Below are 20,379 nucleotides of genomic sequence, written 5' to 3' on the forward strand. Positions count from 1 at the left end.
TATTATGAAAACCAGCAGAGTTCCATTCTTAAAACGTAAAATACTTTGGATCCCTCTTGGCATCGCCGTGTTGGTCCTGGCCTGGGATAGGATCCTTTCTTCGGAGTTCGTTCGACCTTATACGGAAAGCGGAGCCGAATACTATTTTTATAATATGAAAGACCGGGTCCTGAACACGATGAAGAAGGAGACGGATGCCAAAAAGCCGGAGCAAAAAACTCTGACCTTCTTCGGGACCTCTCATATGGGCGAATTTTCCCTGACTGAATTCGAAAAGAATAGTCCCGGATTGATCGTTTATAATCTATCCGGACCTTCCGCTCCTTATTCCTTTCATAATTTCACTTTGGAAAAATTGATCTCTAAGAAAATCCCATTGGACTACGCGATCCTGGAATACTATCCGGATTCTGGGACAGACTTTGCGAATCGCTATCCTCTCAGATACTCTTACGATCTTCCATTCTTCTTGCGATATTGGAATATTTTCTCCACGAATGAATGGGACAGTTTCCTAAAGGCAAGAGTCTTCAGGACTTCCGTTTTCCCTCCTAGATTCAAAGAAGCGTTTGCTAGGCTTAAGAACCCTTTCGAGGTCAAAAAACTATTATATATTCGTAATATTCTGATCAATGAATCTGACAAGTTCAAGGGCGGGATCCCCAATACACTTCTCGCAAACACCCCGGAAGACCAATTGGGCTCCGAATCCGATCGGATCTTTAACGAGTCATACAAGAATTATAGAAGTTCCAAGGTCCAGGAATTCTTCCTCAGGAATTTCTTAGAGACCTCTCGTAAGAATGGGATCAAGGTAGTTCTCTGGACTCCATTGCTATATTCCAAATTTTCCGATAAGGTACGGTCCGCCGCCTTCTTCCAGGAATGGATCCGAATGAGGGACTCTCTCGTAAAAGAATATCCGGAGACTTTAGTCTTGGATATGGAAGACTATAGAGACAAGATGAAATGTCAAAAATTCATCGACCCGCATCATCTAAGCGGTGGATGTTATGCGGAACCCACTCGTTATCTGATAGAGTTCCTGCAAGAAAAAGGAAATCTTCCTAAGCCATGACCTTTGAAGAGGCTCAAAAGGCTGTAGACGATTGGATCCAAACGATCGGAGTGAAATATTTCTCCGAACTCACCAATCTAGCCATCTTGATGGAAGAAGTGGGAGAATTTGCTCGCTTAGTCGCTCGCAAGTATGGAGATCAATCCTTTAAGAAAGGAGAAGATCCGGACGCATTGCCCAAAGAATTCGGGGATATCTTGTTTGTATTGATCTGTCTTGCAAATCAAATGGGGATCTCTATGGAAGAAGCGCTTCGTGCAACCTTAGAAAAGAACACAAGCAGAGACAAGGACAGACATAAGAATAACCCAAAGTTGCAAGAACCTTAATATACTTACTTTGCTCCTTGCACTGCAAGCTCTAAGGAAGAAGTCCCCGATCTCCTAAGCAGATCCAAAGTTCTCACGGTTTCTCCATAACTTGCGGATTCTCCCGCAAAGAATCGGACCTCTTTCCCTTTCACGAATCCCGATCTGAGCTTAGATTCTATTCCGGCTTTATCGAATCTTTCTCCGTTCAGCGAGAATTGTCCTTCTCCCAATAAGGCGAATTCCACCCTTTCTCCTTTGGGATCTTCTCCTTGGCCTATCTTAGGGAGCTCCAATGGAATGGAGCGGATCTCTTTTCGGAAACTCACGGCAAGCATTACGAAAATAAGAAGAATGAAAACTACATCGATGAAGCTAGTAAGATCGATCCCGACATCTTCGTCCTTTAATAAGGATTTTCTCATATAGAATCCGTGGGAGGGATCTTCAACCAGGAAAGGGCTTCTCTTTCCAGATCCAAAACCCTATGTTTCAAGAATTGATATGCAAATAAGGAAGGAATGGCTACTGACAATCCTAGGATCGTAGTCACTAGTGCGAGTTTGATCCCACCGGCAAACGCATCCAGGCTCACTGTTCCTGCAGCTTGCAAAGAAGAAAACGCTTCGGAGATCCCGAGCACGGTACCTAGCAATCCCAGCATGGTGGCGATACTCGCTAGATGTTTGATCCAAGAAAGCTTTGTTTCTATCGGGAACAAGACTGCGGACAGTTTCTCTTCCCAAATCGAAACGTCTTTCGTTTCTAAAAAATCTGTGAGCAGGGACTTTCTTCTCTTTGGGAGAATGCTCCAAACATGCAAAAAAGTCCCAAGATTCCAAACGGATAGAAGCCCGATCAAGGTGGAGACCCAATCCCATCCATGCAAAAAATTCCCACTCATAGTTGTTCCAAATTCCTTAGAGTATCTGATCCAGGTTCGCCGAAACAATCGGATCTGTCATCCGAACAAAATCCTAAATCCCTCTTGCACTCTGAAGAAACCGCAAAATCCTAAGGGAAAATGAGCTCCTTCCAAATGCCTTCTCAAGAAACGAAGGCAAGCTTCGTCCGAGAAAACTTCGATAAGATCGCAAGTAAGTACGATCGATTCAACGATTGGAATAGCTTCTTCCTACACCGAGCTTGGAAAAACAGAATGGTTCGGGAGATTGAGAAAGAAGTCCAAGGTCCCATCCGAGTTCTGGATCTTTGCTGCGGCACGGGAGATATCTCGGTTCGTTTGGAAAGATCGCCCAGGGTTGAATCCTTATTGAGCCTGGACTTCTCCGAAAAAATGCTAGCAGTCGCTCAGAATAGACTGCAGATCCCGATCCAAAATGGAAGAGCCAAGGTCGAGATCGGGGATGCCACCCATCTTTCTAATGTACCAAGCGAAAGTCTGGACGCGGTCAGTATCGGGTTTGGACTTAGAAATGTGAACCATTTGGACAAAGCCTTGTCGGAGATACTACGAGTTTTAAAACCCGGCGGTGTCTTTGCAAATCTGGACGTGGGAAAGGTAAAAAACCCGATCATTCGATGGTTTGCGAATTTCTATTTCTTTCGGATCGTGCCAATATTCGGTTATATTCTCTGGGGAGGGAAGAACGATATGTTCGATTACCTTCCCGTATCTTCCCTCTATTATCCGGACCAAGAGAGCCTAAAACAAAAACTAGGTGCCTTAGGCTTTGAGAAGGTGCGTTATACCAATTTTGTGTTCGGAAACGCAGTCTTACATATTGCAAAAAAGCCCATTCTATCGTAGTATTCTTCCCTAAAACCCGTCTCCTACCCTAAAGAGATAGTTTTGGGATGTATTCGATGAGAAGATTTCTAGCCTTCGCCCTGATCCTGGGGTTTACTTATAATTGTACGCATAAGAAAAAAGGCCTTCTATTTCCTTTCTTCTTCTTAGGAAATCCACATAGCGGAAGCGGAGTCCCTGGAAACAGCGGAAGTCCCGGAGTAGTATTTGTTCCAGGAGATGGTTCCGGAAATCCAACAACAACTCCTAGTTCAGGAACACCGACCGATCCTTCTGGATCATCCGGATCCTCTGGAAATACCGATTCTGGTAATTCTAGTTCTGGCTCCAACCAATCCTCTGGAGATACAAGTTCTAACTCAGGGACAAATTCTTCCGATCAAACTTCCTCCAATAGTTCCAACGCAGGTTCAGGCAGTGGAGATGACTCTTCTAATAATTCGGGATCTTCTTCCGGTTCTAATGCCTCTAACTCTTCAAATTCATCGGCTGACAATTCGAACAGTACTGGTTCATCAGGATCCAACTCCACGAGTAGCAATGCAAGCTCCGGATCCTCTAACTCCGGTTCGGATTCTTCCTCCTCTTCCGGAAGTTCTTCTTCCGATAATTCCACAGCTTCTAATACGAGCGGAAGTTCGACGGACACTGGTTCAGGCAGTACCCCTAATTCAGATCCTAACACTTCGAATACAGGCTCTAACAGTTCGGGGACTCCTACCGTTGCAGTGGTAGTCGTAGAAGATCCTACAGGAACCTCCGCTTTCAATTATAATACCACGATCAACATCCCGCTGAACTTGACTGTAGTGGATAAGGACTCACGTTCTGTTGCCGGAGCGACTGTCCTCGTATACGATGAGAATAATAATATACTCTTCCAAGGAGTGTCCGATTCTTCCGGAAAAGTAAGCGGATCCCTGACAGTTCCTACTTCTGTCGGAAATATCACCATCGATATCTCCATAGGAGGAGACTCTATTTCCCAATACATCAGCTTACAGGATATTCTTGGGATCAATCGGACCATCCGTTATGCGGTCACTCTTCCCACCGTGCAAATTGCGGATGCGGACGGAGACGGAGTTCCTGACGAAACAGATATTTATCCGAACGACGCCACCCGCTCCACAGAAGTGGCTTATCCGAATGACGGAGTATTTACTCTAGCATTCGAAGATCTCTACCCTTCTGCAGGAGATGCGGACTTAAACGATTATGTGATCCAATTCAAGAATGAAGAAGATCTGAACGCGCAAGGAAATATCGTTCGATTGAGAGGTGTTTACCAACACGTGGCAAAAGGTGCCGGTTATAAACACCAACTGTATATCAAACTGCCGGTTAACGTTGGAGCTTCCATAACATATTCCCTGACCCAAGCGGACGGGAAAGTAGAGGTAGCAACCAATACTGTTTCCGTTACTGCCGACTCCTTAAAGTCCGGTTATCAGATCTTTCCTGACTCGAATAAGACGATCCGTGGGCAAAACGTGCATCCTGGGGACGTATTCAAACCAGGCTTTATCGCAAAATTAGAGATCGTATTCGACTCGCCGGTAAGCAGGAGCCAACTAGGTTCCTTCCCATACGATCTGTTCGCATACGTGATCAATACCAACCAGCAGATCCATTTCCCAGGTTTGTATAAGAACGCAAATGGAACGGACAAATATCTGGATTCGACTGGGTTCCCTTGGGCAATCATCATGCCGGGTCCTTGGAAGTATCCGTACGAAGGCTACGATATCAGAAATCCATCCCAAACCGGTTATGCTGAATTCGTTTCCTGGGTATCTTCCGGCGGAGCAAATTATAAAACTTGGTATTTCGATGTGACCAACGATTCTAAGGTCTTCCCAGTGCCGAGCACTAGCAGTATCGTAGGTTATCTATTCTTATCGGTAAAGAAATTTGCGATATTCTATGCAATCGGTTTAGTGATCGCAGGCGCGATCGCAATCTTCTTCTTGCGAAGAAGACAGAGCCTGACCATCTAGAATCCAGTTTTTCCCGACTCTAAAAGTTGCGGAACTAAGGGCATCGCCTAAACTTGTCGGGCGGTGCTTTTTTTATGAATGATTGGCTGATCCTTTTCAAACCTGCAGCTGCTATCCTTGCCGCTTGGTTCTATTGGGATTTCTATCGTAAGACCTACTATGCCGGACAAGGAAAGACTTTCACAATATTAGCTTTTTCTTATGGAATGATAGCCACTGGCATCGCCCTCGCCTGGGAGATCGGAGTATCCGATCTATTCGAGGCTTATCATCCGTTCTACCGAGCCGTTTTATTAGGGGCCTTACCCGAAGAAGCTGCCAAGGCGATCCTCATCTATCTATTTCTTAAAAAGGAAAAGACCTCATCCAATCTAGCGGACGGTCTGTATTTCGGGCTCACTGTAGGCGTAAGCTTCGGTTGCATAGAGAATGTTTTCTATTCTTTCCAACTGGACTTTTGGCCGGGAATATTAAGATCCGGGACTTCCCTTCCGTTTCATACATTCTCCGGAGGTATATTAGGATTTTTTATATTACAAACATTGCAATCTCGAAAGGGAAATCTCTCCGGATTGGACTTTTCCCTTTCCATCCTATTTTTAGTACTTCTACACGGTCTTTATAATTTCCTATTGTTAGAAGGCGGATTGGGAACGGTTATGATCCCGTTGATCCTGGGCCTTTCCTTTTTGACCTTGGAATTGATCGTAGTACAAGCAGAGATCACACTCCCATTCGAATTATTGCAGTCGGAAAACCTATTTCTAGACGACTACGCAATGATCCGAAAATTCTCCCGATACGATTCCTGGTTGAGAGCCGCACAATCCGATGAAAACATCCAAAACATTCCCTTACTCAGAGATCTTTCTTTAGGAAGAGCCATAATCTCCGTATTCCTTTTCGGTATTCCTCTATTCTGTTTGAACTTCTATCTGTTCGTTCCGGAACAGATCCCAAACTATCTGGAGAATATTAGTTCTTTGGAATTCATCACCTTGTTCATGGAATATCCTGCCTGGCTCGGATTTCTATTCTTGGTAAGAGGACTCATAAATCCCTCTTTCTTTAGAGAAAGGATATTGAAAATCCCTCTCTTTCTTTCCGTGAATCTAGGCACAGAAGGAGAAGAAGAGCCTAGCTTGGCCTACTCTCTTTCTAGAAAAGGATTCTATTCCCCTGTGATCCGAGAACCGGAACTCAACCGAGAAACATTCGTTTCCTTTTATATTGCGGGGAAGAGTTTCGAGAAGATCCAAGTAGTCCCTATATGGAAGAATTTCAGAGAGAATGATCCGAATCATGAAAGTGGTGCCTTGTACAGATTTTCCCGAATTCCTTGGGGACTCCTATCCTGGAGATGGTTCATTCGGATCAAACAACAGTATAGAAATGCAATGGAAGCAGTTTTCCGCTAGTCCTCCATTTTTTGCATCGACATTCCTTTTTGTAATTACATTATAATTACCATGAAGGCCGCAATTGTACAAATTGGTAATTCAAAAGGAATCAGAATTCCTAAAACTGTCCTAGTTGAATGCCAAATTGAGGATGAGGTGGATCTGATAGTGGAAAAAAATAAACTTATCGTGGTTCCATTGAAATCCAAACCCAGACAAGGATGGGAAAATCAATTCAAGGCTATGGCCGATCATAAAGACGATACTCTACTCATTTCCGATTCAATGGATCTCTCCGATAAGGATTGGGAATGGTAATATCGCAATATGAAGTTTATCTAATCAACTTAGATCCTACAGTCGGGCATGAGATCAAAAAGTCCCGACCTTGCTTGGTGGTTTCCCCGAATGAGATGAACCATTCCATCGGCACAATTATCATTGCTCCGATGACAACTAAATCCCGCCATTATCCTACGAGGATAGATCTAGCGAATCCGATTCAATCCGTCAAAGTCTTCCGTAGAAATAAAGAACTCAGAAGGCCCGGCCTGATACCAAGTAGTTCTCAGGACCTTTGCCGTTAAGAATTTGGCTCCGCCGGGAACTCCTAATCCGACTTGGCTTGCGATGCTAGTCAAAGGAGTATTCCTGGATTGCAATTCCACTCCGTTTTGGTCAGAGAAGATCCAACGAATATAGACCGGTTTTCCTGGTTTAGGCCCTTCGTCCAAAGCGATACGTAAACTGATATTTCCCTTATCGCCCAAGATCCAAGAAGCGCCAGAACGGAAGCTATGGAATCTCGCTCCTAGTTTCTCCACATTCTTTGCTTTAGCAGAGAGTTGGTAGGTCTTTCTTTCTTCGTAGCGGAACTCAGGTCCTTGCAATTGAGAAGAAAGTTTTACGAAAGATCTCACTGTGAGTGCGAGTCCAAAAACGAGACAGACTAAATTAAATGCAGGGATCATCCACCATTTCGGCAATGTATTCGTAGAGGCCGCCGAGGAACTTAAAAGCCAAATCAAGAAGAAGGCCAAAATTCCCGCACCTCCGGTCCAAGGCTCGAAAAAGCAAACCGGGAAAAAGAGCAACGGCAAGAACCAATAATTGGACCTTGTATACGCTTCTAAACCGACCCAAACAAAGAATAAAAGGAAGAAGAGTAATCCTCCTTCGCTTAGCAAAAAGATCCAGGAAGTAAGTCCGAAGTCTTGGATCCCGTTTGCAGGATATCCTCCTCTAGGACCGGATTCTATCCAATGCAGTGCAAACCCTCCGAATCCCTGTCCGAAGAAAGGCATTTCTTTCCACCAATTCCAAGCGGAAAGAGTCTGGATCCATCCGTCCTTCCAGAAGAATTCCAGGAATTTAGAGAATGTCTTTCCCTTCACCCATGCGTTAGACGCATCTTCACGAAGTAATTGCCAAGAGGTAAAGGACCAGTCCATTCCCCCGATCATATAGACACCCGCAAGCACCGCACAGGTTCCCAGGATCACAATCGGAATGAAGGAATACTTTAGGATAGGATTTCGGAAACTTCTTTGGTAAGAGAGTCCTACTACTAAAGCGGTTTGGAAAATAAGAAGAAGCCAATAACCAGTGCTCTGGTACCTTCCCGCAAGACCGAGAGCCAAGAAGACAGCGATACTCAAGATAGCTCGAGAGAATCTGCGCCAGTTGCGACTATGGATCTGATAGAAGAAGAATCCAAACAGAATGGGCATTCCTAATCCGAAGGAAGCCGCATCCGGAAAGAAGCCGGACACTCCGAATGTCTCCGCATTTCCAGCGGTGAAAGGAAAGTCTGTTTCCGGAGCGAGTCCTTGCATGGCTCCCAAGATCAGATTTGCTGTAAACCCAGCAGTGATCCCAGTCTTCCAATGTTTGCCGGGGGGATCGGTGTCATGAGAACTGGTTTCTTCTGCAAGGAAATAGAGTAATGCGGAAAGCCAAGATCCAATTCCATCCAAAGTAAGTGCGAATGCATACTTAGAAGAGATCCCAGCGGAATATTCCAGATCGGGAAGAATCCAAGAAGTGATGGGGTCCGTTCCGAAATACGCAAGCAATCGATCGAATAGTAAAAAGACACCGATGAGTAAGAACCCTGTCTTAGGATTCTTAGTAAACTCCAAGGAATTCTTATAAGGACGGTTTATATAAAAATATCTTAAAACAGGATCGTCGTCGTTTGCCGTATGCGCATAAAAAGTGGATACATACTGTCTCAGAAAGATCCCGAAGACCGCTCCGGAGAACAATGCGGAAAGATAAAGATATCCCCCTTCTCCATATAATAGGAGCCCAGGGGAAAGAAGAGCAAATGCAGCGGTAAAGATCCTACCCGATTTGCGATGATGCAAATTCGGGATCATCCCCGCTAAGAATTGGATCCAAACGATGCCTAGATTTCCATCCGGGTCTCGCACAAGCAAGGTCCAACGCAACAATACGTAAGACAAGATCACCGTTAATATAAGGGTAAGAAAAGTAGGAGTTCTAAGAGGCCTCAATCGGGCGAAAAGATTTGGCACGAATTGGAAATGCTCGCCGAAAACGAGGAGATTTCAATCTAAAAAAATCGGATGGAATATAAGATTTGGATTAATCGTCCAGGGAATCCGGATCAGAAGGGATTTTGTACGTTCCCGTCAGAGTCGCGGACAAAGGACTTTTTTTGCCGGAAGCCTTGTGCTTGGAAACCGCTTCGGCGTATTCTACAGTGTAACGAGTCCAGGGAATGGCTTTCAATCGGGCGAGAGGAATTTTTTTACCTGTCCCTTCGCAAATACCGTAAGAACCGTCCTCAATCTTTTCCAGAGCGACATCAATCTCTCGAATGGTGTCTATCTCGGATTCGGTAAGAACGGAACTCAACATCTCCTCGTTAATTTCCGAGGCGATGTCAGCGATATCTCCCATTTCCTTTAAACCGGATGGTTTGCTATTGTCTTCCCATTTTGCATACTTCTCCAATAGAGAGTTTTTTCTCTCCATTAGAAGGTCCGTGATCTCAGTCAGGACCTTTTTATCGTATGCGGCTTTTTTAGCTACCATCTGGTTTGGGATTATACCTTGGATTCCTTATGTTCGACGTGTGCGCGGCAAAATTTACAGAATTTTTTCGTTACCAATTTCTCGGATTTCGCCTTTTTATTCTTTGTTTGGAAGTAAGAATTTTTCTTACAAACCTGGCAAGAAAGCTTAATGATCTCTCTCATGACGAATGATTCTCTTAGCTAAGTTTAAGTCTGAAACAGGCTTTCTAGGATTTAGACGGAATTTTTCCACCCTCTCCCCGGCCCACAGAGCTTGATTATGCTATAAAAAAAAAGAGATTCTAAAAATCAAGGAAGATCGCTTTGCAACTGCGTTTTTTCCTCGAATCCACCAGGAATGGACCTACGCCAGATCCCCGCCAGAACGCTTCCGATTAAAGAATGCACCAAACTGGAGATCGCAGCCGGAATAGCGACCAACGGGTCGGAAAAATTATTTCGAGCTAAAACCGCTCCCAAACCGCTGTTTTGCATTCCCACTTCGATCGAAACAGTCCTGGCAACGATAAAAGAACGGGTTCCCAGAAATGCCACCCAGTAGCCAAAAAAGTAACCCGAAATATGGAGCAGGAATACGCAGAAGATCAGATGCAATCCAGAACGGATCACCGCTTCTTTTCCGGAACCTATGATGGAAGCGACGATCAGAGTAATTAAGAGTACTGCCACGAGAGGAGAGATGATCTTTACCTTCTCTGCGAATCTGGGTGTATAACGATTTAATAAAATACCTAGGATCACAGGAAGGATCACTACTTGGATCGTATCCAAAAATAATCCGAGAGCGTTTGCTCCCACACTATTCCCCGCTAAAAACAAGGTAAGAAGAGGAGTCATCACTACGGAGAGCACCGTGGAGATCGCAGTCATAGTAACCGAAAGCGCCAAATCCCCTCGAGCTAAGAAAGAGATCACATTAGAAGCCACACCGCCGGGACAGCAGGAGACCACAATGATCCCGATGGCCAGAGGAGTCGGTAACTGAAAGAAATTCCCCAAGACCCATCCGGTAAGAGGCATGATCGTATATTGTCCGATCACTCCGATCAAAATGGGTTTAGGCGCCTGGAAGACCCGAGTGAAATCCTCCGTCCTCAAACTGATTCCCATTCCGAGCATGGTAAGCCCTAAGCTATAAGTGATCCAAGGTCCCTTGAACCAAACCAGAGCCGTCGGGAAGATCCAAGTGATCGTAACTCCGATGATCACCCATAGAGGAAAGAGTAAGGCTGCTTTTTCTAAGACCCTTGCCACGATTACCTGGAAAGAAGTTCCACTACTCGGTCCAATTGTTCCTTGGCCAGGTAGATATGAGGGGAAAAGCGAACCCTTCCTAAGCGAAGCGCACACATGACCCCGTTCTTCTTGAGAGAAGAGACCGTATTCTCCATAGAGAGTCCATCCTTCTCAGCGACCACAATGCCTGTCTTGAAATCAGGGAAATGGTCCGAGGCAAGTTTCCAACCGGCGTCTCTCAGCTTGTCGGAAAGATAATCCGCAAGCTCGTAGATCCTTTCCATGGAATTATGGAATCCTATCGTATGCAACATTTCTAATGTAGATTGGAAGTATACCCAGTCGATGAAATTCACTGTGGAGATCTCATAACGGTCTGTGCCTTTCAATTCTTCTCTGTATGGCAGATAAACCTCGTCGTTGACCACGGAACCGGTTCCCTTGAAAGGGAAACTCAATCCTTCCAGCTTTTCTTTGGCAACGTATAGAACTCCAAGCCCCAAGGGTCCAAGCAACCATTTCCAAGCAGGGAATGCCATATAAGAAATCCCCATTTCTCTTGGGCGGACCGGAAGAAGTCCCACTCCCTGGGCTCCATCCAATACGAATTCGATCCCCTTCTCGGAGAGAAGAGAACCTATTTCCTCCAAAGGGAAAGGCATGCCCGTGCACCAATGTACTGCTGAGAGGCTCACGACACGCACGTCGGGAGTGATAGTGGATTTTAAATTTTCTAGGAATGCCTCGGGAGTTTCTGCCATCGGCACAAAAGAGATAGAGACCCCTTTTTCTTTCCAATGCTCCCAAGGATAAATATTAGATGGATATTCGTTTTCCAAGAGCAGGATCCGATCTCCCGCTTTCAGCCGAAGTCCCAAGGAAATGAATCCGATCCCCTCGTTTGTATGATGGATCAAAGAAAGTTCCTCTGTGTCTACGCCCAGAAGTTCTGCGAGTATGCTTCGGATCGCTTTTTTAACGCTAGGATAGCGACGAACATCTGTCTGTCCTCCATGCGCTGCATACCCTTGCAAGTATTCATTTACCGCGTGGAGCGTATCCGTGTTGGCAGGAGTGGTCCCGCAATTATTCAGCCAGATCATTTCCCGATTTACGGGATATAGATGTTGTATTCTCGCCCAATCCGGACTCTGAGTCGTTTTCATCTGGGTCCAACTTGGATCGGATGCTAAGAGCGAAAACTTTTTTTTCGCCCGAAACCGGGAAACATCAGCTTCCCGGCTCTCTAGTTCTTATCTTTTTTTCTTAGCAGCGGCCTTTTTCTTGGGTGCAGCTTTCTTAGGAGAAGTCTTCTTCTTAGCGACTACCTTTGCTTTTTTAGCAGGAGCCTTTTTCGCCGCTTTCTTAGGTGCAGGTTTCTTTGCCTTTACCGGCTTCAGGCTTTTAGCAGCCTTAGAAGGGGTTTGGGTCGCCTTGGCAACTTCTTCCGCTTGCTCGTCCCAGAAATAGGCCCCCCTTCCGGAGCTAGTTTGGTCGAAAGAGTTCAACTCAGCTTCGAGTAAGGATTGATAATTGTGATTATAATCCATTAGCTTACTGAACAATAATTTAATATTCTCATCGTCGAACTTGGTAGTCAGTTTCTCATAGAATGCGACCGAGTTCTCCGCTTCTCGGATTGCCAGCTCCAATGCTTCATGAGCATCTTTGGAACCGGAACCGGTAATGGTGCGCTCCACCTTATTCATGATCTTTTGAATGGTAGTCTGATGGAACTTATGGATTGCGGCTAACTGCTTCAGGTTAGGGAGCTCGGATCCCTCTGCGACCTCGTATACTTCTTGGATGAATTTGATATGCTCGTCTACTTCTTCCGCTAGATTTTCAAATAGTTCTCTAGTTCTTCCTGGAGGAAGCTTTTCGTACGTATTCATGTAGAATTCGAAGTAGTCTTTTTCATGTTGGATGGCGGCGGCTACTGCTTCCAAGAAAGTAGTTTCTTTTAAGGGTTTAATAGTCATTCTGCATACTCCGGTCGCGACAATTCTAGGGGATTTTCAAGCTCGTTCAATAATATTTTTTTCAATTATTCTTCTTCTTGAGAAAGATAAATAAGTACCTGAGCCAAATAATACGTTCCCATGATCCAAACGCCATGAAGAGGAAGTCGGACCGAAGTGAATTGTCCTAAAGCGATCAGGGAATCGGAAAGTATGAAACTCAAAGCACCTAGAATTCCGAGGATCCGATCTCTAGGAGAAACTTCCCGAGCTGTGGATCTCCATCCCATAATGCAGATGGCTGTCACGTAAACCGCTACGGGGATTTGCAATGCGGCTCCGATCCCTGGAAGCAACCAGGAATAATATCCAGCACCGAAGATCAGGAAAGGAAAGAGTCGAATCAAATGTACAGGGTTCCCGATGGAGAAACAGATCGCATAGGAAACCTGCGCGATCAGAAAACTTCCGAGTCCAAGAACGAAGTAATTATCCGGAAGAGCCAAGAAGGTATCCCCGATCAATGAGAACACCAAACCGATGACGAGCCAGATCCCTGCTCTCGTTTTCCATTTTTCTTCCCAAACACTGCTCACAATAAGAAGAACGATGGGCGCTATCTTAGAAAACAAACGAAGTAGAAACACATCGGGCCAATATGCGACTACTACCAAATGAAAAAGGGCTAAAATTGGGAATGCAATGTAAATCATAACTAGCTTTTGAATACTCCATCCAAGTCGATTTGGGATTGTCTTCCAGATCGAACCGAGGAACCTGTCTTTCGAGGACAGTTTTTCCTTCCTCAGAAGCTGCGATGATTTCGTTTAGCCAAAAAGATTCTACACTTTTTCTGATTTTTTCCGTTCTGGTAGGCCTTTTGATCTATTTAGATCTATTTGTTCTAAATAAAAAGGCACATAAGCTCTCTATCCGAGAGTCTGGCTACTGGACTATGTTCTGGGTGACTCTGGCCTTCAGCTTTGCCCTGCTTGTTTATATCTTTCACCAAGATCCGAACCAACCGGGACTCGCGAAAGAAAAGACTCTGGAATTCCTAGCGGGATATCTTCTAGAATATTCTCTTTCCGTTGATAACCTTTTTGTGTTCATCATGATCTTCGCGAAGTTCCGGATATCGGCTCAGCACCAACCCATGATCTTGAAATGGGGGATTATTGGCGCACTTATCTTTAGAGCGATCATGATCTTCTCCGGTGCGGAACTTGTTTCCCGTTTCGAATGGATCCTCTATCTGTTCGGACTTCTCCTTTTATATTCCGCTTGGAAGATGTTCTTTCATAAGGAAGAGGAGGATGAGTTCGATCCGGAGAAGATGAAACTTCTTATGTATGCCAAGAAGATCCTACCGATGACTCATACCTTCCATCCGGAAAAGTTCATGGTGAAAGAGCATGGCAAACACGTCTTCACTTCTACCTTCCTCATTTTGATCGTGGTGGAGTTCAGTGATATTCTTTTTGCGGTGGATTCCATTCCTGCGATCTTCTCAATTACCCAAGACAGTTTTATCATCTATACTTCGAATGTGTTCGCCATTTTAGGTCTTAGATCCTTGTTCTTCCTCTTAGGAGGAGTGATGGAACTGTTCGTACATTTGAAGAAGGGAGTGGCACTTCTTCTTGCGTTTGTGGGAGTGAAGCTTCTTCTTCCTTCTTTCTCAGGTTACTTGTTCGGAAGAGTGATCCATGTCTCTATCGAACTTTCTTTGATCGTGATCCTGGCTACCTTAGTGATCTCAATCCTAGTCTCCCTTCCCCATTACATGCAGACAAAAAAGGAACGTCCGTAGGCGGCAGTCGATGACATCTAAAAAACTCTTTTCCGAATTTCCACCCATCTCTACGGAAGAATGGACCAATCTGATCCAAAAGGATCTGAAAGGCGCGGACTTTGAAAAAAAACTGGTCTGGGAAACCCAGGAAGGATTCAAGATCCGACCCTTTTATAGAAAAGAGGATTTGAAAGGAAAGGAATGGCTCCTTTCCAATTTACCGGGAAAATTCCCTTATGTTCGTTCCACTCGCAAGCTTACAAACGAATGGAGCATTCGCCAAGATATTGACTCCCCCGATCTAAAGACTGCAAAGACATTGGCACTCGAAGCGGTGCATAACGGTGTTTCCGCGCTGGGTTTTGTGATCTCGAATTCCACTTCCGGCAAGAAAGGCATCCCGGTCGAAGGCCCGAAAGATCTGGAGTTCCTTCTTCAGGATCTTCCATTAAAGGAGATCACCGTCCATTTCGTTGCAGAAGAAAGATCTCCCGAGATCTATTCCTGGCTTCCTAAGAACCAAGAGCTTGTAGGAGGACTGGGCTATGATCCGTACAGGATCCTGGCAAGGCAGGGTCATTCTGCCGGACATGGTCCGGAAACCTTACAGCCGATCCTTTCCGAACTCGCAGGAAAATGGAAACATTTCCGCGCACTTAGCATTCACTCTTCTTCGTTTAGGGACAGCGGTTCCACGATCGTGCAAGAGCTTGCCTATACGTTGGCTCTTGGCTCCGAGTATTTGTTCAGATTAGGGGAATTAGGGGTCAGTCCTGAGGTGGCAAACTCGCAGGCGATCTTCCAGTTCACAATTGGTCCGGATTATTTCTTAGAGATCGCTAAGTTCAGAGCGGCAAGAACTCTTTGGGCTGAAATCTTCTCTTCTTATTCTTCGGACAAGGGAGAGGCAAGTCTTCCGTTTATCACTGCGGAGACTGCAAGATTCAACTATGGGATCTACGATCTTCATAATAATATTTTGAGAGGGACGACGGAGGCGATTTCCGCAGCCATCGGAGGCGCAGAAGTCATCAATGTATATCCGTTCGATCATCTCTTGCAACCTGCAGACTCCTTCTCTCTTAGGATCGCCAGAAATGTCCAGCTTCTCATGAAGCATGAGTCCTATCTGGACAAGGTTACCGATCCTTCTTCTGGTTCTTATTATATTGAGTCGATCACGGACGCAATCACCGAACAAGCATGGAAATTATTCTCCGAAGTGGAGAAGGACGGGGGCTTCTTGGAATGCCTGAAATCCGGTAAGATCCAATCTTCTATCCTTGCTTCCAGAAAGAAAAAGGAAGAAAACTATTCCACTCGTAAAGAGTTCTTCTTGGGGACCAACCAGTACCCGAATGCAAAAGATCGGATCAAGAACAAGGATCTGAATAAGAATCTGAAATCTTCTCCGCTTCCTAAGGTAGAAGGCGAGATCGTTTGCGAACCTCTTCCTGATTTCTTTGCGGGAGACGCATTAGAAGGGATCAGAATGGCTACGGAGGATTGGGAGAACGAGAACCAAACTACCGTAAAGGCGCTTCTTCTTCCTTTGGGAGATCTAAAAATGAAGAAGGCAAGAGCCATCTTCTCCTTGAATTTCCTAGGCTGCGCTGGGCTAAGCGTGATCGATCCAGGAAGTTACGAAACCGCCCAGGAAGCAATATCCGGAATTTCGAATGAGAATCCGAATGTGATCGTGTTCTGCTCTTCCGACGAGGAAGTTCTTTCTTATGTAAAAGAGATCCTACCACAAGTAAAACAAAAGTCCAAGGCTCTCATATATGTGGCTGGTTATCCGAAAGATCAAGTCCCGGAACTTGAATCTCTAGGAGTGAACGGATTCTTACATGTCCGCTCCAATCTGTTGGAAACACTTTCCGATCTCCAAAAAAGGCTGGGAATCAAATGAAACGACCTACCTTCTCCGCAAATCGTTCTCCTATCGTAGGCGATGCAAAATTCGAATCCTGGTCCAAGGAAGCCTTGGATGAATTAGGTTTTTCTAAACTAGAAGAAACCGTTTGGAATACTCCCGAAAAGATCCCGGTTAAACCAGTCTACGTTCCAAAAGATGCGGAATCCCTGGAACATTTGGATTATGCGGCAGGACTTCCTCCTTTCTTGAGAGGGCCCTATTCTACTATGTATGTCCAACAACCATGGACCATCCGTCAGTACGCGGGTTTCTCGACCGCCGAAGAATCCAATGCATTCTATCGTAGGAACCTTGCCGCAGGACAAAAGGGTCTTTCCGTCGCATTCGACCTAGCGACTCACCGAGGATATGATTCCGATCACGAAAGAGTGGTGGGAGATGTGGGTAAGGCAGGAGTGGCAATCGACTCCGTGCTAGACATGAAGATCCTATTCGATCAGATCCCATTGGATCAAATGTCCGTTTCCATGACCATGAATGGCGCGGTCATCCCTACTCTTGCATTTTATATCGTGGCCGCCGAAGAGCAAGGTGTGAAGCCGGAACAACTTTCCGGAACCATTCAGAACGATATCCTAAAAGAGTTCATGGTACGGAACACTTACATTTATCCGCCGGAACCTTCCATGAGGATTATTGCGGACATCTTCCAGTACACAACCCAGTACATGCCTAAGTTCAATTCCATCTCCATCTCCGGTTATCATATGCAGGAAGCAGGAGCGACTGCGGACATCGAGTTAGCATATACTCTTGCGGATGGATTGGAATACCTACGCACAGGCATCAAGGCAGGAATGGACGTGGATAGTTTTGCGCCTCGCCTCTCCTTCTTCTGGGCGATAGGAATGAACCATTTCATGGAGATCGCCAAGATGAGAGCGGGAAGATTGCTCTGGGCGAAACTAGTAAAGTCATTCAATCCTAAGAATAGCAAATCACTGGCCCTTAGAACCCATTGCCAAACTTCCGGCTGGAGTTTAACGGAGCAGGATCCTTTCAATAATGTGGGAAGGACCTGCATAGAAGCATTGGCTGCCGCTCTCGGACATACTCAGTCCTTGCACACGAACGCGTTAGACGAAGCAATCGCTCTTCCTACCGACTTCTCCGCAAGGATCGCAAGAAACACTCAGATCTATTTGCAAGAAGAGACCAATATCCACAGAGTCGTGGATCCTTGGGGCGGTTCTTATTATGTGGAATCCCTTACCGCACAACTTGCAGAAAGAGCCTGGGAATTGATCCAAGAAGTGGAACAACTAGGCGGGATCGCAAAGGCGATCGAGACCGGTATCCCTAAGATGAGGATAGAAGAAGCCGCTGCCCGTAAACAGGCACGCATCGATTCCGGAAGGGATGTGATCGTAGGGATCAATCGGTATCGCCCAGACAAAGAAAATCCTTTGGATATTTTAGATATCGATAATACTGCCGTTAGAGAGTCCCAGATCAGAAAGCTGAACGAACTCAAGAAGAATCGGGACAGTGCAGCGGTAGAAGCCGCTCTCCAAGCGATCACAGAATGTGCCGAGACAGGAAAAGGAAATCTGCTCGCATTTGCGGTGGACGCGGCTCGAAAAAGAGCTACTCTCGGAGAAATTTCGTACGCGATGGAGAAAGTGTTCGGACGCTATAAATCCGTCACTCATATGATCACCGGAGTGTATTCGGAAGAAATCATGGACGATCCCGATTTCAAAAAGGCTAAGGAACTCTCTGCAAAATTCGCTAAGCTCGAGGGAAGACAACCTCGTATCATGGTGGCGAAGATGGGACAGGACGGTCACGATAGAGGTGCCAAAGTGATCTCTACTAGTTTTGCCGATATGGGATTTGACGTCGATATAGGTCCTCTCTTCCAGACTCCTGGAGAAGCCGCAAAGCAAGCGATAGAAAATGACGTGCATGTGCTCGGGGTTTCCAGCCTTGCGGCAGGTCATAAGACCTTAGTGCCTCAGGTCATCCAAGAACTCAAGAAGCTAGGCCGCGAAGATATCCTAGTCATTGCAGGCGGTGTGATTCCCCAACAAGATTACGATTATTTGTATAAAGCGGGAGTGAACGGGATCTTCGGACCCGGTACCAAGATTTCCAAAGCGGGAGTGGAGATCCTAGAACTCCTGATCAAAAGCGTAGAAGGCCAGTAATTCTATGCCGGCAACGGAAGGATCGGACGATCACCTAGTCAGAGGCTCGGTTAAGAAGAAGACCCTTCCGGATCAGGATACTTTCGTAAAAGGTATCCTTGCCGGGGATATCGTACTTCTCAGCCGTGCGATCACTCTGATCGAAAGCACTCTCCCCGCTCACCAAGAATTGGCAGAAGCTATATTAGAAAAATGTCTTCCTCATTCCGGGAAAAGCATTCGAGTCGGCATTACTGGAATTCCAGGCGTGGGCAAGAGTAGTTTCATTGAGACTTTCGGAAATCATCTCATAGACCAGGGAAGAAAGATCGCAGTCCTTACTGTAGATCCTTCTTCTCAATTATCCAAGGGTTCCATACTGGGAGATAAGACTAGAATGGAAACTCTCTCTCGTAAGAAAGAAGCATTCATTCGTCCGTCTCCTTCCGGGGAATCCTTAGGCGGAGTCGCACGCAAGACTAGAGAGACTATTTTTCTCTGTGAGGCGGCAGGATTCGATACGGTCTTAGTCGAAACAGTAGGAGTAGGACAATCCGAAACAGCGGTTTACTCCATGGTGGATCTCTTCCTTCTTCTTCTCATCGCTGGAGCGGGAGACGAATTGCAAGGGATCAAGAGAGGGATCATGGAGATGGCAGATCTGATCGCTGTCACCAAGGCAGACGGAGAGAATATTATGCGCGCTAATCGTGCGAAAAGTGAAACGATTTCCGCAGTGCATTTTCTCCCTTCTCATGAATCAGGAATGAAAACAGAGGTCAGGACCTGTTCTGCGCTCACGGGAGAAGGGATCCCAGAGATCTGGACCGAGATACAAACCTTTATCCAAGCGATCAGAGAAACAGGTTACTTGGATAAAAAGAGAAAAGAGCAAGCAAGGCATTGGCTCCACGAATCCGTTCAATCAATGCTCTTGGATGATTTTCATTCCAAACTAGGACAAGAGTTTGCAAAAGAAGAAGAAAGAGTCGTGCAAGGATTATCCGGCTCGTACCAGGCGGCTCGTAAACTAGTTGCGTCTTATAAAAAAACGGGCGGCCCTTCTTAAAACTTCCAATCAAGATACAAAATCATAGTTTTGTAATATACTCCTCTTTCTTTCGTTCGACTTCGGACTAATTCAATTTATTTCCAATTCCGGGACCTTCCTGGAGACAAATTTTTTCCTTGGAAAATAAATCTTTTCCCTCCTTGATGGCGGTAAATTCTACAAAGCCTGATCCTTGGATCGTTTTGTGTTCTAAGTCGGAAAGATTTGGACTCAGGTCGGTTCCCGGAAAGGAAAAAACATGAAATCTCGTATTTACGGACTAGTCTTATCCTTATTCCTAGCCCTTCTTCTTTCCGGCTGTGCCACATCCAGTGCGGGGCTTGCTACAAGCACGATCCCTATGGCCGATAAGAAGTACAGGGTAATCGCTCCCGTCGAAGGAATGAAGTACTGGTTCACATTCGATATCGCAATCATAGGGGTCCCTCTCGGAGAACCGCCTATCGATCGCCTGTTGGATGAGCTCAAAAAAGAAAAAGAAGCGGATGCTCTCATTAATGTGAGATATTGGACGGATAAGATCATCGTTGCGTTTGTTACTGTGAACAGATTGCATATCTCTGCGGAAGCGGTAAAGTTTGAGGAAGAATTACCGCAACCAGATCCGAGAAGAAAGGGCCGCTAA

The 20,379-nt window shown here is 45.6% G+C and carries 20 protein-coding genes and 1 pseudogene; 12 read left to right on the forward strand and 9 right to left on the reverse strand.

Translation table 11 applies throughout. The features are described from left to right. Positions 1-4: 4 nt before the first annotated feature. A complete protein-coding gene (locus tag EHO57_RS08725) occupies positions 5-1,078 on the forward strand; it encodes a DUF1574 family protein (protein ID WP_135646666.1) in 1,074 nt (357 codons plus the stop codon). Beyond that, a complete protein-coding gene (locus EHO57_RS08730; RefSeq protein WP_135646667.1) occupies positions 1,075-1,407 on the forward strand; it encodes a nucleotide pyrophosphohydrolase in 333 nt (110 codons plus the stop codon). The genes EHO57_RS08725 and EHO57_RS08730 overlap by 4 nt, the downstream gene beginning before the upstream one ends. Before the next feature lie 5 nt (positions 1,408-1,412). Here EHO57_RS08730 and EHO57_RS08735 read toward each other — a convergent pair whose 3' ends face one another. Together EHO57_RS08735 and EHO57_RS08740 are read right to left on the reverse strand one after the other, a co-directional pair. Next, complete coding sequence (locus EHO57_RS08735; protein ID WP_135646668.1) at positions 1,413-1,811, reverse strand: ExbD/TolR family protein; 399 nt, start codon at positions 1,809-1,811, stop codon at positions 1,413-1,415. Further along, positions 1,808-2,290 (reverse strand): MotA/TolQ/ExbB proton channel family protein, encoded by a 483-nt coding sequence (locus EHO57_RS08740; protein ID WP_135646669.1) that lies wholly within the window; start codon positions 2,288-2,290, stop codon positions 1,808-1,810. Before EHO57_RS08740 ends, EHO57_RS08735 begins: the two co-directional genes overlap by 4 nt. A gap of 135 nt (positions 2,291-2,425) precedes the next feature. On the opposite strand from EHO57_RS08740, the gene EHO57_RS08745 reads away from it, so the two are divergent. The 5 genes and pseudogenes from EHO57_RS08745 to EHO57_RS08765 form a co-directional block, all read left to right on the forward strand. Then, entirely contained in the window at positions 2,426-3,157 is a 732-nt protein-coding gene (locus EHO57_RS08745; protein WP_135646738.1) for a ubiquinone/menaquinone biosynthesis methyltransferase, read from the forward strand. A 56-nt stretch (positions 3,158-3,213) separates the two neighbouring features. Continuing rightward, complete coding sequence (locus EHO57_RS08750; RefSeq protein ID WP_135646670.1) at positions 3,214-5,157, forward strand: LruC domain-containing protein; 1,944 nt, start codon at positions 3,214-3,216, stop codon at positions 5,155-5,157. Between the two features lie 74 nt (positions 5,158-5,231). Next, positions 5,232-6,575, forward strand: a complete 1,344-nt coding sequence (locus EHO57_RS08755) for a PrsW family glutamic-type intramembrane protease (protein WP_135646671.1) — start codon at positions 5,232-5,234, stop codon at positions 6,573-6,575. Positions 6,576-6,626: 51 nt separating this feature from the next. Further along, positions 6,627-6,875, forward strand: coding sequence for an AbrB/MazE/SpoVT family DNA-binding domain-containing protein (locus EHO57_RS08760; protein ID WP_135646672.1), 249 nt, complete (start codon positions 6,627-6,629; stop codon positions 6,873-6,875). Continuing rightward, a pseudogene (locus EHO57_RS08765) lies at positions 6,869-7,048 on the forward strand (type II toxin-antitoxin system PemK/MazF family toxin); the annotation flags it as partial. The gene EHO57_RS08760 and the pseudogene EHO57_RS08765, both read left to right, overlap by 7 nt. Here the strand turns inward: EHO57_RS08765 and EHO57_RS08770 are convergent. From EHO57_RS08770 to EHO57_RS08800, 7 genes are all read right to left on the reverse strand, one after another. Beyond that, the gene (locus EHO57_RS08770) at positions 7,046-9,013 is read right to left on the reverse strand and encodes a hypothetical protein (RefSeq protein WP_135646739.1); all 1,968 of its coding nucleotides are present in this window, start codon (positions 9,011-9,013) and stop codon (positions 7,046-7,048) included. The pseudogene EHO57_RS08765 and the gene EHO57_RS08770 overlap by 3 nt on opposite strands. A gap of 154 nt (positions 9,014-9,167) precedes the next feature. Further along, a complete protein-coding gene (locus tag EHO57_RS08775; RefSeq protein WP_135646674.1) occupies positions 9,168-9,620 on the reverse strand; it encodes a TraR/DksA family transcriptional regulator in 453 nt (150 codons plus the stop codon). A gap of 11 nt (positions 9,621-9,631) precedes the next feature. After that, positions 9,632-9,784: a 50S ribosomal protein L33 gene (gene rpmG, locus EHO57_RS08780; protein WP_010514486.1), complete on the reverse strand. Its 153-nt coding sequence runs from the start codon at positions 9,782-9,784 to the stop codon at positions 9,632-9,634. 126 nt (positions 9,785-9,910) lie between these two features. Further along, positions 9,911-10,876, reverse strand: coding sequence for a bile acid:sodium symporter family protein (locus tag EHO57_RS08785; protein WP_135646675.1), 966 nt, complete (start codon positions 10,874-10,876; stop codon positions 9,911-9,913). A 2-nt stretch (positions 10,877-10,878) separates the two neighbouring features. Then, complete coding sequence (locus tag EHO57_RS08790) at positions 10,879-12,024, reverse strand: aminotransferase class V-fold PLP-dependent enzyme (RefSeq protein ID WP_135646676.1); 1,146 nt, start codon at positions 12,022-12,024, stop codon at positions 10,879-10,881. A gap of 87 nt (positions 12,025-12,111) precedes the next feature. Next, a complete protein-coding gene (locus EHO57_RS08795) occupies positions 12,112-12,840 on the reverse strand; it encodes a ferritin-like domain-containing protein (RefSeq protein ID WP_135646677.1) in 729 nt (242 codons plus the stop codon). Between the two features lie 65 nt (positions 12,841-12,905). After that, entirely contained in the window at positions 12,906-13,532 is a 627-nt protein-coding gene (locus tag EHO57_RS08800; RefSeq protein WP_135646678.1) for a lysoplasmalogenase, read from the reverse strand. A gap of 104 nt (positions 13,533-13,636) precedes the next feature. On the opposite strand from EHO57_RS08800, the gene EHO57_RS08805 reads away from it, so the two are divergent. The 5 genes from EHO57_RS08805 (at position 13,637) to EHO57_RS08825 (ending at position 20,379) form a co-directional block, all read left to right on the forward strand. Further along, complete coding sequence (locus EHO57_RS08805; RefSeq protein ID WP_135646679.1) at positions 13,637-14,632, forward strand: TerC/Alx family metal homeostasis membrane protein; 996 nt, start codon at positions 13,637-13,639, stop codon at positions 14,630-14,632. A 10-nt stretch (positions 14,633-14,642) separates the two neighbouring features. Then, positions 14,643-16,526, forward strand: coding sequence for a methylmalonyl-CoA mutase family protein (locus EHO57_RS08810; RefSeq protein WP_135646680.1), 1,884 nt, complete (start codon positions 14,643-14,645; stop codon positions 16,524-16,526). Continuing rightward, positions 16,523-18,703 (forward strand): methylmalonyl-CoA mutase, encoded by a 2,181-nt coding sequence (gene scpA, locus EHO57_RS08815; protein WP_135646681.1) that lies wholly within the window; start codon positions 16,523-16,525, stop codon positions 18,701-18,703. The genes EHO57_RS08810 and scpA overlap by 4 nt, the downstream gene beginning before the upstream one ends. A gap of 4 nt (positions 18,704-18,707) precedes the next feature. Beyond that, positions 18,708-19,751 carry a methylmalonyl Co-A mutase-associated GTPase MeaB gene (gene meaB / locus EHO57_RS08820; protein ID WP_135646682.1) on the forward strand — a complete coding sequence of 348 codons (1,044 nt, stop codon included), beginning with the start codon at positions 18,708-18,710 and terminating at the stop codon, positions 19,749-19,751. 241 nt (positions 19,752-19,992) lie between these two features. Then, positions 19,993-20,379 (forward strand): LIC20211 family lipoprotein, encoded by a 387-nt coding sequence (locus EHO57_RS08825; RefSeq protein ID WP_135646683.1) that lies wholly within the window; start codon positions 19,993-19,995, stop codon positions 20,377-20,379.

The organism is Leptospira langatensis (assembly GCF_004770615.1).
GTDB lineage: Bacteria > Spirochaetota > Leptospiria > Leptospirales > Leptospiraceae > Leptospira_B > Leptospira_B langatensis.

Bases quoted from the DNA above. Each gene is read 5' to 3' on its own strand.
- EHO57_RS08725 (WP_135646666.1), top strand. From the start codon at position 5: ATGAAAACCAGCAGAGTTCCATTCTTAAAACGTAAAATACTTTGGATC.
- EHO57_RS08730 (WP_135646667.1), top strand. From the start codon at position 1,075: ATGACCTTTGAAGAGGCTCAAAAGGCTGTAGACGATTGGATCCAAACG.
- EHO57_RS08735 (WP_135646668.1), bottom strand. From the start codon at position 1,811: ATGAGAAAATCCTTATTAAAGGACGAAGATGTCGGGATCGATCTTACT.
- EHO57_RS08740 (WP_135646669.1), bottom strand. From the start codon at position 2,290: ATGAGTGGGAATTTTTTGCATGGATGGGATTGGGTCTCCACCTTGATC.
- EHO57_RS08745 (WP_135646738.1), top strand. From the start codon at position 2,426: ATGCCTTCTCAAGAAACGAAGGCAAGCTTCGTCCGAGAAAACTTCGAT.
- EHO57_RS08750 (WP_135646670.1), top strand. From the start codon at position 3,214: ATGAGAAGATTTCTAGCCTTCGCCCTGATCCTGGGGTTTACTTATAAT.
- EHO57_RS08755 (WP_135646671.1), top strand. From the start codon at position 5,232: ATGAATGATTGGCTGATCCTTTTCAAACCTGCAGCTGCTATCCTTGCC.
- EHO57_RS08760 (WP_135646672.1), top strand. From the start codon at position 6,627: ATGAAGGCCGCAATTGTACAAATTGGTAATTCAAAAGGAATCAGAATT.
- EHO57_RS08775 (WP_135646674.1), bottom strand. From the start codon at position 9,620: ATGGTAGCTAAAAAAGCCGCATACGATAAAAAGGTCCTGACTGAGATC.
- rpmG (WP_010514486.1), bottom strand. From the start codon at position 9,784: ATGAGAGAGATCATTAAGCTTTCTTGCCAGGTTTGTAAGAAAAATTCT.
- EHO57_RS08790 (WP_135646676.1), bottom strand. From the start codon at position 12,024: ATGAAAACGACTCAGAGTCCGGATTGGGCGAGAATACAACATCTATAT.
- EHO57_RS08795 (WP_135646677.1), bottom strand. From the start codon at position 12,840: ATGACTATTAAACCCTTAAAAGAAACTACTTTCTTGGAAGCAGTAGCC.
- EHO57_RS08800 (WP_135646678.1), bottom strand. From the start codon at position 13,532: ATGATTTACATTGCATTCCCAATTTTAGCCCTTTTTCATTTGGTAGTA.
- EHO57_RS08805 (WP_135646679.1), top strand. From the start codon at position 13,637: ATGATTTCGTTTAGCCAAAAAGATTCTACACTTTTTCTGATTTTTTCC.
- EHO57_RS08810 (WP_135646680.1), top strand. From the start codon at position 14,643: ATGACATCTAAAAAACTCTTTTCCGAATTTCCACCCATCTCTACGGAA.
- scpA (WP_135646681.1), top strand. From the start codon at position 16,523: ATGAAACGACCTACCTTCTCCGCAAATCGTTCTCCTATCGTAGGCGAT.
- meaB (WP_135646682.1), top strand. From the start codon at position 18,708: ATGCCGGCAACGGAAGGATCGGACGATCACCTAGTCAGAGGCTCGGTT.
- EHO57_RS08825 (WP_135646683.1), top strand. From the start codon at position 19,993: ATGAAATCTCGTATTTACGGACTAGTCTTATCCTTATTCCTAGCCCTT.